The sequence below is a fragment of the Bacillus sp. AFS040349 genome, assembly GCF_002577655.1.
Classification (GTDB): domain Bacteria; phylum Bacillota; class Bacilli; order Bacillales; family Bacillaceae; genus Metabacillus.
This window is the reverse complement of the sequence record NZ_NUMC01000141.1, coordinates 1-13624: the sequence shown is the minus strand read 5'-3', so window position 1 is coordinate 13624 and position 13624 is coordinate 1. Positions and strand designations below refer to the sequence as shown.

Here is a 13624-nt window from a genome sequence, read left to right as displayed (position 1 = left end):
GAAGTTTTGACAATACGTGAAGAAAGATGGGGGTGTCCTTATGAAATACTTTTTAAAATTAAGCTTAGAAAATAAATTGCCGATTACAATTATTTACTTATCAGGATCAGGCAGCTTTTCAAAAAGAAAAATACTTGTTCGGAAAATATCCGATGAGAAAATAATGGCTTATTGTTATTTACGAAAAGAAATTCGTACCTTTTCAGTTAAAAATGTACTTTCTGCAGGAGTGGATCCTTCTTTAAAAGCAATTTAAGCATTATCATACTTATTCACTTTATACTCTGCAATATCATCTTTCATATTTATTCTTTTCAATAACATTTTTTCATGAACAGCATAGGATAATTTAAATCATGTTAACTTAACTTCTTAAAATAACTTGTCTCTATGTGTTTTGTAATGTTCAATATGGGTATTACATAATTAAGCGCGCAATGAAGCAACACCATGATACAACTACAAGACGCTTAAATCAGTGGCGCGGCCAAGGAGCCGCAACGATATAAGAGAGGCAGGGCTTATATCTTAAGGCGTCAATAAAATAGACAATAACAAAAAATAAACCCTTAAAGCTAAATAAGCTTACATAAACATCAAGATAGAAGATCGTGAAAGTATTTTGATGATGGTTTCTCGATTTTCAACAAAAAGAGGCTGACTGTTTAACTTAAAACAGTCAGCCTCTGTCAATGATGAGCTCTCTTTATCTAGACTATGACTATATTGATAATTGCTGCGACAATGTATAAACTCCCTCTGGAAACGGATCTTTTTGTTTCAAAATTTCAATAATATCATGATCAACAATCTCTTGCTTTTGCATGCCAATTGCTCGACCTGATTTTCCTTGGAGTAAAAGTTCAACAGCTCGGGCACCTAATCTTGATGCTAAAACACGATCAAAACCTGTAGGAGATCCACCTCTTTGAATATGCCCTAATACTGAAATTCTTGTTTCTAGATGGTATTTTTCCTTTAATTGTTCTGCTAGTTCATTTGCAGAACAAACACCCTCCGCTAATACTATAATAGAGTGCTTCTTTCCACGTTTTATACCTTTATTTAATTTTTCAACAACATCATTTAATTCAAAAGTTCTTTCGGGGATTAATATAGTTTCAGCCCCAACAGCCACTCCAGAAAAAAGCGCAATATCTCCTGCATGACGTCCCATTACTTCAATAATAAATGTTCGATCATGAGATGTTGCGGTGTCCCTAATTTTATCAATATTTTCGACAACAGTGTTTAAAGCTGTATCATATCCAATGGTATAGTCTGTTCCTGGGATATCATTATCAATTGTTCCAGGTAAACCAACACATGGAAAACCTTTTTCAGTTAATTTTGCGGCCCCACGATATGAGCCATCTCCACCTATAACTACAAGTCCATCGATACCTAAATCCTTTAGTTGTCTTATTGCCTTGTGCTGTGATTCATCTTTTTTAAATTCTTCAGATCTTGCCGAATAAAGAATCGTACCACCACGATGGATAATATCTCCAACTGAACCTAGCTCAAGTTTTTTTATTTTCCCTTCCATTAAACCAGCATAGCCATGATATACACCATAAACGTCTAACCCTTCATAAATCCCTTTCCGAACAACAGCACGTATAGCTGCATTCATACCTGGTGAATCTCCTCCGCTCGTTAACACTGCTATTTTTTTCATAATACAACCTCCTGAAAAATTTCTTATATAATTCCTTTTAAGTTATTGTACTCATTGTCAGGAAAAGTCCCTAGATAATCAAACACTCGGTTATCCCGATTAATCCAAGCAGTCCGAAAACCAAAATGTTTAGCCCCTGCAATATCCCAAGTATTAGAGGAAACAAACAAAATCTCTTCTCTCTCAACCTTAAGCTTTTTTAATACGAATTGATAAGACATTGGTGTCGGTTTATACTGTTTTCTTTCATCAACAGAGATCAACACTATTTTATTATTATTTATTGAAGAATTATGTATTAGCGGCTTTAACATATCGAGAGAGCCGTTTGAAAACATTGCTATTTTTTTATTTTCAAGTGTGGCTAGCACCTCTTCAACTTCATCATATAATGATAAATTTGCATATTCATTAATCAAGATCTCTTCTATTTCGGAATTATATGGGAGACTTAAACTTTTACAGGAATATGCTAATGACTCTTTTGTGATCGTTAAAAAGGTCTCATAATTTCCCATAAGCTGCCTCAGAAACGAGTACTCTAATTGTTTTTTTCTCCAAAGTTCACTCAGTTCCTGACCTTTGCTTGGAAAAAGAGAGTTACATTTTTCAACAACAGAATGAACATTAAACAATGTTCCATACACATCAAAAACAACGGCTTTTATCAATTTTCATCACTCCTTTAGACTTTCCCATTTTTACTTTATTAACCAAAACACTACGGTGAAATTACTCATATCCTTAATAAATAACGGTAAAAGAACACTTTTAAAGTTCCTTTTATGCTATACCCAAACAGTGGACAAGATAATCAATTCGCTAGAATCATTTAGCAATTTTATTCTTGAATTATTTTTGTTTAACTTTTGTATAATCTTTGGTAAAATAAAATCATTCTAAATTTTGATTCTGAAACGAGGGATAAAGATGGTCAATTATTGTAGATCCTGCTTTCAACCTCTTAAAATACATAATCAAGGTTTTCTTTCAATATTTTCTAGCGATAATGATAAATTAAAAGAAACTTTGACGAAACTTTATTTTAAACAGGTTAACACAGATCATTTCATTAATGCTTTTGAGTCAAAAAGTGCATTAAAGGAATTTCTTTCTTTTATTCATTATGAATTGGGTAATGTTCTTGAAGAAGTTAAAGGGGCCATACACCAGGAAGAAGTGCCGGGACCTTTTGAAAGGTATTCATTACAAACAATATATGAACATACCATTCATGAAAATACAGTTAACATTATAAAAAATGGAGAGTTTATTAGTTATATGCAGCCCATAATTAATATGGAAAGTGGCGATATTTATGGATATGAATCACTTCTAAGGGTAAAGGATCAATCTATTTTTCCTAGTCAACTATTTGAAGTTGCCAGAAAAACAGAAATGCACTCTATATTAGATAAAAAAGCCCGTGAAATCGCCATAGAGGCTCGAACAAATCAAATCCCACAAGGAATCAAAAGCTTTATCAACTTCTTGCCTTCAACAATCTATAACCCTGCGCATTGCTTAAAACACACATTTCAAATTGTCGAAAAATACAATGTGGATCCAAATGATTTAGTGTTTGAAGTGGTCGAGACAGAGAAAATACATGATGTACAGCATTTAAAATCAATTCTAAAAACCTATAGAAACCACGGTATGAAAGTTGCACTAGACGATGTTGGCGCCGGATATTCTACATTAGATATGCTTTCTAAGCTTCGTCCTGATTATATTAAAATTGATAGACAATATATTCAAGATTGTCATATGAACAAAGACAATCAAACTTTTTTACTTGGTGTAATGAATTTGGCTAGAGAACTAGGTATTACAGTGTTAGGTGAAGGTATTGAAACAAAAGAAGAATTCCAATATTTAAAGGAAATTGGTATCGATTTAGCACAAGGATATTTTATTGGAAAGCCAAGCCCAAATCCTTCCTTACTTTTATTTGATAAAGAAAATCGACAACTAGCAGGTCTGTAATTCAAAAAATAGGGAATAACAGATACTTATATGTAACACAAAAGGGATTCAACAATTGAATCCCTTTTGTGCTATCTTTTAACCGCTCGATATCCCGCTTCTATCGCTTCATCTTCTGTACAAAACATTTCTTCCGGCTTTGTCATTTTATATGAAGGTGATTGCTCTGTATGAAAAATTTTTTCACCTTTTGAATTAATGTTCCCCTTAATTGTACACTCCTCATCAACTGGCAAACTTTGATTTAACTCGTTTTGGTCTTCATTAATTGTTGTCTGGAAACCTTCATTTGTTGCATAGTTTTCAATACTCCAAATCCCAATCTCATCTTGTTGAGCTTGCTCTTGAAGTGAATTGAATTCATCAATATACTTTGTATTAGGTTCAAACACATAAGCAACTCTTGCTAAACCCTTTTCCAAAAGCAACTTATTTACCATTTCTTTATCAACATACACATATGCCAACAGCCTGCCATATTTATCACGTTCACCTATTCCTAATTCAACCTGAACTTCTTTTCCATTTAACTGTTCCTTTAAAAATTGACTTGCCTCTGGACCAAACGGTTGAACAGGTTTAGTAGGGTGTACCGTCTCTGGAGTATCTACTAATAGTAATCGTATTGTTTCTTCTTTATCATTAATCATGACGTTTAATGTGTCTCCGTCTACGACATTTATTACTTTAGCAGATATCATGTCCTTGCTATCTTGATTTGCAGAGCATGCTATTGTTACTAAGAACATTAGCAGCAAGAAAAACAGGTTTATTAATTTCTTTCTCATCTTTTTTATGTCAATCCTTTTAGGTGCTACGGTTATTTAATTACAGTAAAATCCTTTGGAAACGTTGTTAATATCTTATTTCCATTTTCTGTTATCAACACATCATCTTCTATACGTACTCCACCAATAGAAGGTATGTATATTCCAGGTTCAATTGTATAAACCATACCTTTTGTTAACAAATCATCATTAATATGACTCATGGAAGGATATTCATGAACGTTAATTCCTAACCCATGTCCAAGTCGATGCGGGAAATAATCACTATAGCCTGCATCTGAAATCACTTTTCTAGCTATTACATCTAAATCTCCAATTCGAGTACCAGGTTTACTAGCTTCCAATGCAGCTAATTGCGCCTGAAGTACAGTATGATAAATTTCTTCTTGCTTTTCATTAGCCTGTTTATACACAAAAGTTCTTGTAATGTCGGAGCAATAACCATCTAATACAACACCAAGATCAAATAGTACAAAATCTCCATCAGTAAGCTGCCTCAACCCGGGATTGCCATGAGGATCCCCTGACTTTTCTCCGAATAATACCATTGTTGAAAAAGACATTTCTCTTATACCTTTTTTCTTGAGCTCGTATTCAATCGTGGCCAATACATCCATTTCAGTAACACCACTTTTAAGAGCCTCTACCCCAATTTGGACTCCATAGTCTGCAAGTTTAGCAGCTTCAGTTATGATTTTTATCTCACTTTTGTCCTTTATTAGTCTAAGTTGATTTAACATATCCTCTGCTGAAACAATTTGAACATCTTCATTTGAAAGTTGTTTTAACTTTTCAACCCTACTGTAGGAAACAGTTTCTTTTTCCACCGCGACCTTATTTAAAGAATGTTTATGTCTAATTCTCACTCTTTCTTTAATTAGCTCCCAAGGATCTTCGTGATCACTGTAACCAATAATTTCATTTTGCCACCCAGATGCCTTTACCTGATTAACCTCCATATTAGGACAAACCATAATAGGATCAGCTTCTTTAAATATAAAAACACCCAATAATCTTTCATGTGGGTCGGTATAAAAATGGGTTAAATAAAAGACGTTCTCTTTAGTTTGGATAAAACACATATCAATATTATGCTCTTGAAGCCATTTCATTACATGTTCTATACGATTTTTCATAATCTCACTACCCTTCTACACTTCTCTTTACATGATAGCAATGAACCTATAAAAGTACAATTTAACGAAACCCATAGTAACTACTCTTTGTTAGAAAATCTATTAAGGAAGCAATTCACTGTCTTGAATAGGAAAATCATGGATAAAATAAGTTCTAAAAGAGGTCGTTTTTTACATTTATTCACACTCAAGATTCTTAAGGAGGAAAATATGAACAAAAAAGTTGTTATTATCGGTGGTGGTTTAGGCGGGATGTCAGCAGGTATACGTCTTGCTGTAGATAACTACGATGTTACGATTATAGAAAAAGGAGAGCGACTTGGCGGAAAATTGAACAAGCGAGGTGGAAAAGGGTATTCTTTTGACACAGGTCCATCTATTCTAACCATGCCATGGGTACTGGAACAATTATTTCAAAATGCCAATAGAAACCTTTCAGACTATATTAAACTTAAAAGAATCGAGCCCCAATGGAAAACATTTTTTGAAGACGGCACAACCATCGAACTTACAAGTGATTTACCTGAGTTAATTAAACAACTAAAATCAGTATCTGAAGATGACGCAGGAGAGCTTTTCAATTATTTGAATTATTGCAGTAAAATGTATGAGTACAGCTTGAAAAGTGTTTATAAAAAAAGCTTAAGAGGACTACATGATTTAAGATCCATGCATACTGTTAAAGAGTTATTATCTATGGATCCGATGAAAACAATGCATCAAGGAACACGTAAATTTTTCAAGGATAAAAAAATTCAGCAATTGTTCAATTTTTTAATCATGTATATTGGGTCTTCCCCCTATCATGCTCCTGCCGTTTTGTCTCAGTTAGCACATGTTCAATTAGGACTTGGAATATATTATGTTGAGGGCGGCATGTACGAAATTGCAAACGCTATGTCAAAGGTCTTACATGAATTACAAGTTAATGTACATCTAAACACTAAAGTAAAAAGAATCGTATTAAATGGAAACAAAGCAACGGGTGTAGAGCTTGAAAATGGACAAATAGTAGAAGCTGATATTGTTGTCTCCAATCTAGAGGTGGTGCCTACCTATCAATCATTGTTAGAAGATCACTCTTTACATCCTGATTTTAAACAGGAACAGGAAAAGTTTCCTCCAACGGTTTCTGGCCTAGTGCTTTTATTAGGGGTTAATAAAAAATACGAACATCTTACACATCATAACTTTTTCTTCTCATCATCACCTGAAAAAGAGTTTAACCAACTTTTCAATGAGGAAACTCTAGCAGAAGACCCAACAATTTATGTTGGAATATCCTCAAAGTCCGATTCAACACAAGCACCTGATGGCAAAGAAAACTTATTTGTGTTAACACATGTACCTCCATTAAAAGAAGGAGAAACATGGGATACTAAAGCACTTGAATACCGGAAAACAATTATTACTAAACTCGAAAAAATGGGTGTTACAGATTTATCAAATTCTATTGAATTTGAATACATGTTTACACCTAATGACCTTCAGCAATTATACGGAGCAAACGGCGGGTCTATTTATGGAGTTGCCACAGATCGTAAGAAAAACGGTGGCTTTAAATTTCCGAGCAAAAGCTCATATGTGCAAAATCTTTACTTTGTAGGGGGATCAACACATCCCGGGGGAGGTGTACCAATGGTAACTTTATCTGGGCAACTGACTGCAGATCTAATATTGGAACACGACCTAAAATATGATCAGGAAAGAGAAATTGGCTAATATGTGTACCCATGTAGAAGATATTACAGTCTACGTGGGTTTTTTAACCAAAACACCTTACAAAATGTAAAATCCCCCCTAAGACAGTACAATAGATTTGATAAAGATAATTGGGGGATCATTATGCTTATTTATATTATCATTTTAAGTTTATTTTTGATTTGGACCATTTTCAACTCTTTCTTTATGCCTGAATTAACAAAACAAAGAATACATCACAATAAACTTGTCTCCATTTTAATTCCCTTACGCAATGAAGAAGACAATGTAATTGAACTAATCCAATCTCTAAAAAAACTTACTTATCAAAACCTTGAATTTTATTTACTCGACGATCAATCAACTGATCTTACATCATCTTATATTAAGTCCTCGATATTGAACAATAAGCGTTTTACTTTACTCTACGGAACTGAATTACCTGAAGGCTGGACAGGAAAAGTCCATGCATGCAAACAATTAAGCAAGCACGCAAAAGGTGATTATTTATTATTTTTAGATGCAGACGTTCGCTTAAATCCAGATGTTATTCAATCAGTTATTCATATGCTTGAAAAACAAAAAGGTCATCTAATTACAGGCTTTCCACGTTTCCCTGTTCATCATATATTAGAAAAATGGCTTGTGCCCATGCAGCATTTTTTAATTTATTTCCATTTACCGCTTTTTTTAGCAAACTATACGCAAATGTCTTCCGCTACTGCTGCACATGGGTCATTTATGTTATTTGAACGACAGGCATATTTTAATATTGGTGGTCACGAAGCCATTAAAAATTCTTTGCTTGATGATGTTCATTTAGCGAGGATTATGAAAAAGCAAGGCTACAAAGTCATTCTGAGCAATATAACATCATTTGTTACATGCTACATGTATAAGAACAATAAAGAAGTATGGGAAGGCTTTAAAAAAAATACTTTTATCGGAATTGGTCGCTCTCGTTTTTTTGCTTTTATTCTTATTTCCTTTTATTTCTGTTTCTTTATCTTTCCAGGCTTTCTTGTCATCTATGAAGTATACAATTTTATGGCTAAAAATTATATTACTATATCTAATATTTTTCCTTACTTACTTATCGTAATACAAAAAGGGTTTGTTGACCGGAAAAACAAACAAAATGTTTCAACCAGTTTTGCGATGCCGTTAATTGCAGTATCCTTTATCGCATTACTGATCTCTTCCATGGTTTCTTCAATTAGGAAAAAAGGATATATGTGGAAAGGACGTAAATATCACTAATAATTGTAACATGTTCTTAATATTTCATTGATACTCCAAAAGTTCTTTTTCTTGTATAATAACATTATATGTCTATCTATCTTTCTTCCTACTAAGGAGTTGTTTGTATTGCTTCATTGGGTAAAACGTCATTTAGTTTCTATACTTTGTATCATAGGGGTTGTTGCTCCTTTTATAGGAATGTCATTAATTGACACCTTTTACTATAGTACGATATTTGGATGGATTATAGGCTTTTGCTGCTTTGTTATTTCATATATCATTGTAAGTAAACGCCCTGATGAGGAAGAAGGAGCAGTTAATGCACCTAAAGAATCTTTATAAAATGCAGGAAATTAAAAAGAGGGGATTCATACTCTTTCTTATTGTATGAAACACCCTCTTTTCTCTTTCTATATCCCTCTTAATAAACGTAATCCATTCAAAATAACCAAAATGGTACTTCCTTCGTGTCCAATAACACCGAGAGGTAAATCCAACACTTGGAGGAAGTTTGAACAAATTAATAGTGCAATTACAGACATAGAGAATACAATATTCTGTTTTACAATTCTATTCATCTTTTTAGACAATTTCAAAGCATTTGTAAGCTTCGAAAGTTCATTTTTCATTAAAACAATATCTGCTGTTTCCAGTGCAACATCTGTACCTTCGCCCATTGCAATTCCCACATCGGAAATGGCAAGCGCCGGAGCATCATTAATTCCGTCCCCAATCATTGTTACTGTACCATATGTCTCTTTTAATGTTTTAATTTCTGCCACCTTGTCTTCCGGCAAACACTCAGCCTTAAATAAATCCAACTTCAACTCTTTTGCGATTGCTTCTGCGGTTGATAGACTATCACCCGTTAACATAACTGTCTTAATTCCACTTTGCTGCAAGGTTTCAATTGCAGCCTTTGCCTCTTGTCTTACAACATCTTTTAAAGCAATTAGCCCTATCATTTCATCATTACGAAGAACATATACAATGGTTTTTCCCTCTTTAGCAAGTTGTTCGCTTATTCCATCATGAAATGTCTCCGCTATACTTCTTCCAACAAAATCCGACTTACCGATCCTCCAATTCACTCCATTCATAACTGCACTTACACCAAATCCAGACTTTTCATCCACTGAAGTCATTTTGGCCGGGTGATTTGGGTTGTCTTTATTAATTTTGGAAACGATAGCTTTTGCAAGTGGATGTGTTGATTGATTTTCAATCGAGTAAACTGCTTCGTAGAATTCTTTAAGATCCACATTTTTAGACGTAATAATATCTGTAACAGCCGGTTCTCCCTTTGTTAAAGTTCCTGTTTTATCAAAGACGACAACACTTGTTTTACTTAACCTTTCTAAATGCATACCACCTTTAAATAAGAGACCATTTCTTGCCCCATTTGATATGGCTGATAGAGTTGCTGGCATAATTGATGCAACCAATGCACAAGGTGATGCCACGACCATTAAGACAAGTGCACGATAAATAGTTTCATTCCATGTCCAACCAAATAAAAAGTGAGGTAATATCATCATCGCTGCAACTAATAGTAATACCCCTTTTACATACGTGCCTTCAAACCGTTCAATAAATTGTTGTGAAGGAGATTTTTCCGATTGAGCAGACTGAACTAAATCTAATATTTTCTGAAACATTGTTTCTGTACTTTTTTTCGTAACAGAAACTGTAATTGAACCATTTCCATTAACTGTACCAGCAAACACCTCATCATTTATACCTTTTTCAATAGGCATAGACTCTCCTGTAATAGCAGATTGATCTATATTTGTTTTACCGGATAAAATATAACCATCTGTTGCAATTCTTTCACCAGGTTTCACTAAAATGGTATCACCAATAGCTAATGAAGAAACATGGATTCGACTTTCCTTTCCGTCAACTAACAGCACTGCCTCTTCAGGCTGCAAACTCATTAATGCGGAAATTTCCCGTTGACTTTTATTCATTGTATAGGTCTCCAATGCACCACTTAAAGCAAAAATAAAAATAAGGATGGCACCTTCTGTCCAATAACCAATAATAGCAGAACCTACTGCTGCAAAGATCATTAGTAGTTCAACGTTCAGGTTTTTCTCTGCTATTGTTTCCTCTATCCCTTCCTTCGCTTTTGCAAATCCACCTATAATAAAGGCCAAAATAAAAAGTGGAATAGCGATTGTCTCATTCCCCTGATTATTATAAAACCATCCAAAACCTATTAAGATACCAGAAATAATTGCATTAATAAGCTCTATATGTTCCATCCCTTTTTTAAGAAACTGGTTTTCATTTTTTGCGTTTGTTTGAGGATTTATTCCACTTACCGTGTTTGTCTCCATAATCATCCGCCTTTCTAATTGAGAATAACATTCATCGTCACAGTCTTTATTCTTTTAAATTTTCTAGGTCTATTCAAACAAAACATGATTAAATTAAGGTATAATTTGATTATAGCAAACAACATTTTATTTTCAAGTAATAATTATTATAATTATTAAATGATAATAATTATTAATAATAAGAGTTCTCAATAAATTAGTTATAATACCCTCCTAAATAAGGTGCTAACCTTTTAAACGCATAAAAAGAAAGTACAGTTAATGCAAGAATCCTTGTCACTAACTGTACTCCCTTAAATAAATGATATTAAATTTAATTTAATCTGTGAGAAAAACCACTATTAGCCAAACCATTAACAATAAGTTTATTAATATTTATCATGTTAATTTAAAAGTGACCTAAAGATCTAATAATGCCTGATGTAACCTTTCAGCAGTTACAGGTCCTAATATTTTGTCTTTAATTGTTCCAGTTTTATCTATTATATAATTCGTAGGAATTCCAATGACTTGATAACTCTTTGAAACCTCTCCATTTACATCTAAAGCAACTGAAAACGGTAATTTTGATTGCTTCACAAATTGGATAACTTCTTTTTGACTGTTTTCTGAAGATGTAATGTTAACTCCAATTACCTCAATATCCTTTGATTTTTCCCCTATATAAAACTTCTTCAATTCCGCCATTTCTTCCTGACAATAAGAACACCAAGTAGTCCAAAATGTAAGAACAATTACTTTTCCTTTTAGGGATTCTAAATTGAATTCAATATCTTCTGTCGTTTTCAATGTGAAATCAATTGCTTTTTCTCCTTTTTCAAGAGCAAGCGAGCTATCGCTAAAAACAGGAAAAACAATAAAAATGATGAGCAGTATCTTTAAAAAAAAGCTAAATGTGTTCATTAAATCACCCTTTAAGATATTATCCTCTGCTTACTTTTACCAGAAAACAAAAAAATATGAATAAAGGATTATGTTAATAGCTCCCTTACTCATATTCCACCTCCAATTAATACGTATATCTTTTTTTCATAAAATACACACTTACTTCTAGCTTATTGCAAATTGTTACGTAATGCATGAGCATAAGAAGCACAGCTCCCATGTTCATCCCCAAGATAATCCCTTTCATTTGCAGTACTTCCATAGAACCTAATACATACATCATCCCAAACGAAATGATATGGGACCATACAGTATGAAAAAGGGCATCCTTGACGAGCCCCAAACCAATTAAATAGGCTTGCATAGGAATGATGAAAAAATGGAAAAGAAAGTACGGCCATAATAGCTTTAAATAAAATGCAGCAGTTGAAGAATCAAAAAATAAGCGGGAAAGTGGTTCTGCAAACATATACATCACAAAAACCGAAACAGATCCATAAAGTAATGTAATAACCATTGACTGCTGTAACAATCGTACTAACTTGTTATTATCGTTATTCGCATAGGCTTCAGACACATTCGGTATAAGCATCACCATTAAAGAATGACCTATAAAAGCTGGAAAGAAACCAATTGACATAGCTACACCCGCTAGCATTCCATAATGTTCATTGGCCATGATACTAGAAAATCCAGCTGCAACTAAAGCACCCTTTACAAGGAAAGGCTGTATTGCATGTGTAAAAGAATGAAAAAGCCTCAATCCTGTAGTTGGAAAAGAGACGGAAAAAAGAGCCTTTCTCACTTTATCTCCACGTAGGAACTTATTATTTTCTTTGCTAAGTATTTGATATTCCATAATATAGACAGCAATTAAATAGGCACTTACAAGCAGCTCACTTCCAATTAATGTAGCTAAAGCAATAAGCAATGCAAGCTCAATTTGAAACTGAAAGGATTGATACACCCAATAAAGAATACCAAGTTGTACTAGCTTTTTTAAGAAATTTGAAAATGCGATCTTCCCCATGTGTTGTACTCCCATAAAATAACCTCTTGCAATCGATGAAAATGACACAACAGGTATGAGAATAACGAACAACCATTTTACATATGGATGGTAGGTATCTAAAAATGGTAAATGTGGAATAGTTAGTACAGCAGCTACAACAGATATACATGTAAAGATAATGGTCAACAAAAGAGTATGTCTCAACATATAAAAATGTGTTTCACGATGCTTTTCAGCAACAAATTTAGAAATAGAAATCGGCAACTCTAAACTGGCGATTATAACAATAAAAAAGATAATCGGTAAAATGGACATATATAAGCCCATTCCCTCTTCTCCTAACTCCCGAGCCAAAATCATGTTAATGAAAAACTCTAAACATTCACCGAAAAAGGCTGCTATAACAAGCATTAATGTCCCTTTAACAAAAGTATTCATGATGTCTTGTCCCCTTATCTTTAGACTAGTCCATTACTAAACGATATGAGACAACACCTTTAAATAAAACAAGCATCTTTTATTTTTATCAAAATTCACAAAATTGATAAACTTAATCGATAACACCTGATTCAGAGATAACTATATCCGCCTGCAAGTCCACCTCCAACTCAGGGATTCGCTCCCGCCACTCATCAATTAGAAATGTACGAGACTGTGACCGGAGATCGTCTCCAATTCCAATCGGATCTATTTTTAACTCTTTAAATTTATCAATTAGAGCTAGCGATTCTTTTTCCACAACATCTTTAAAGGCTTTCTCAACTTTCCCCATTACCTCTGGGGTAATTTTCTTCCCTGTAAACTCATTTATAACCCCCTCAATATGAACTCGTATTGTCAAAACTTCT

Annotated in this window: 13 protein-coding genes; 5 read left to right on the top strand and 8 right to left on the bottom strand. The window is 33.7% G+C overall.

Going from position 1 to position 13624, the window contains the following annotated elements:
* The first annotated feature begins 40 nt into the window (after positions 1-40).
* The gene (locus tag COD11_RS23600; RefSeq protein WP_141549741.1) at positions 41-256 is read left to right on the top strand and encodes a hypothetical protein; all 216 of its coding nucleotides are present in this window, start codon (positions 41-43) and stop codon (positions 254-256) included.
* A 465-nt stretch (positions 257-721) separates the two neighbouring features.
* On the opposite strand, the gene pfkA is transcribed toward COD11_RS23600, so the two are convergent.
* On the bottom strand, positions 722-1681 hold the full coding sequence (gene pfkA, locus COD11_RS23595; protein ID WP_098799354.1) for a 6-phosphofructokinase: 960 nt from the start codon (positions 1679-1681) through the stop codon (positions 722-724).
* Between the two features lie 23 nt (positions 1682-1704).
* On the bottom strand, positions 1705-2352 hold the full coding sequence (locus COD11_RS23590) for a haloacid dehalogenase type II (protein ID WP_098799353.1): 648 nt from the start codon (positions 2350-2352) through the stop codon (positions 1705-1707).
* 259 nt (positions 2353-2611) lie between these two features.
* On the opposite strand from COD11_RS23590, the gene COD11_RS23585 reads away from it, so the two are divergent.
* On the top strand, positions 2612-3670 hold the full coding sequence (locus COD11_RS23585) for an EAL domain-containing protein (RefSeq protein WP_098799352.1): 1059 nt from the start codon (positions 2612-2614) through the stop codon (positions 3668-3670).
* Between the two features lie 71 nt (positions 3671-3741).
* On the opposite strand, the gene COD11_RS23580 is transcribed toward COD11_RS23585, so the two are convergent.
* Positions 3742-4458 (bottom strand): thermonuclease family protein, encoded by a 717-nt coding sequence (locus tag COD11_RS23580; protein ID WP_098799351.1) that lies wholly within the window; start codon positions 4456-4458, stop codon positions 3742-3744.
* Positions 4459-4490: 32 nt separating this feature from the next.
* Positions 4491-5594, bottom strand: a complete 1104-nt coding sequence (locus COD11_RS23575; RefSeq protein WP_098799350.1) for a M24 family metallopeptidase — start codon at positions 5592-5594, stop codon at positions 4491-4493.
* A gap of 210 nt (positions 5595-5804) precedes the next feature.
* Between COD11_RS23575 and COD11_RS23570 the strand changes: the two genes are divergently transcribed.
* The 3 genes from COD11_RS23570 (at position 5805) to COD11_RS23560 (ending at position 8879) form a co-directional block, all read left to right on the top strand.
* Positions 5805-7316: a phytoene desaturase family protein gene (locus tag COD11_RS23570; RefSeq protein ID WP_098799349.1), complete on the top strand. Its 1512-nt coding sequence runs from the start codon at positions 5805-5807 to the stop codon at positions 7314-7316.
* A 123-nt stretch (positions 7317-7439) separates the two neighbouring features.
* The gene (locus tag COD11_RS23565) at positions 7440-8555 is read left to right on the top strand and encodes a glycosyltransferase family 2 protein (RefSeq protein WP_098799348.1); all 1116 of its coding nucleotides are present in this window, start codon (positions 7440-7442) and stop codon (positions 8553-8555) included.
* 108 nt (positions 8556-8663) lie between these two features.
* Positions 8664-8879 (top strand): hypothetical protein, encoded by a 216-nt coding sequence (locus COD11_RS23560; protein WP_098799347.1) that lies wholly within the window; start codon positions 8664-8666, stop codon positions 8877-8879.
* Positions 8880-8947: 68 nt separating this feature from the next.
* Here COD11_RS23560 and COD11_RS23555 read toward each other — a convergent pair whose 3' ends face one another.
* The 4 genes from COD11_RS23555 to COD11_RS23540 all read right to left on the bottom strand — a co-directional run.
* A complete protein-coding gene (locus tag COD11_RS23555) occupies positions 8948-10804 on the bottom strand; it encodes a heavy metal translocating P-type ATPase (RefSeq protein ID WP_231309739.1) in 1857 nt (618 codons plus the stop codon).
* Positions 10805-11278: 474 nt separating this feature from the next.
* Entirely contained in the window at positions 11279-11782 is a 504-nt protein-coding gene (locus COD11_RS23550; protein ID WP_098799345.1) for a TlpA family protein disulfide reductase, read from the bottom strand.
* 106 nt (positions 11783-11888) lie between these two features.
* Complete coding sequence (locus COD11_RS23545) at positions 11889-13214, bottom strand: polysaccharide biosynthesis protein (protein ID WP_098799344.1); 1326 nt, start codon at positions 13212-13214, stop codon at positions 11889-11891.
* A gap of 112 nt (positions 13215-13326) precedes the next feature.
* Positions 13327-13624, bottom strand: a 298-nt coding sequence (locus COD11_RS23540; RefSeq protein WP_304362991.1) for a Ger(x)C family spore germination C-terminal domain-containing protein, incomplete at its 5' end; no start/stop codon positions are given.

What these genes read in the sequence shown, in the direction of transcription:
- COD11_RS23550 (WP_098799345.1), bottom strand. Translation starts at nt 11,782, where the DNA reads ATGAACACATTTAGCTTTTTTTTAAAGATACTGCTCATCATTTTTATT.
- COD11_RS23600 (WP_141549741.1), top strand. Translation starts at nt 41, where the DNA reads ATGAAATACTTTTTAAAATTAAGCTTAGAAAATAAATTGCCGATTACA.
- COD11_RS23545 (WP_098799344.1), bottom strand. Translation starts at nt 13,214, where the DNA reads ATGAATACTTTTGTTAAAGGGACATTAATGCTTGTTATAGCAGCCTTT.
- COD11_RS23580 (WP_098799351.1), bottom strand. Translation starts at nt 4,458, where the DNA reads ATGAGAAAGAAATTAATAAACCTGTTTTTCTTGCTGCTAATGTTCTTA.
- COD11_RS23570 (WP_098799349.1), top strand. Translation starts at nt 5,805, where the DNA reads ATGAACAAAAAAGTTGTTATTATCGGTGGTGGTTTAGGCGGGATGTCA.
- COD11_RS23565 (WP_098799348.1), top strand. Translation starts at nt 7,440, where the DNA reads ATGCTTATTTATATTATCATTTTAAGTTTATTTTTGATTTGGACCATT.
- COD11_RS23555 (WP_231309739.1), bottom strand. Translation starts at nt 10,804, where the DNA reads ATGGAACATATAGAGCTTATTAATGCAATTATTTCTGGTATCTTAATA.
- COD11_RS23575 (WP_098799350.1), bottom strand. Translation starts at nt 5,594, where the DNA reads ATGAAAAATCGTATAGAACATGTAATGAAATGGCTTCAAGAGCATAAT.
- pfkA (WP_098799354.1), bottom strand. Translation starts at nt 1,681, where the DNA reads ATGAAAAAAATAGCAGTGTTAACGAGCGGAGGAGATTCACCAGGTATG.
- COD11_RS23585 (WP_098799352.1), top strand. Translation starts at nt 2,612, where the DNA reads ATGGTCAATTATTGTAGATCCTGCTTTCAACCTCTTAAAATACATAAT.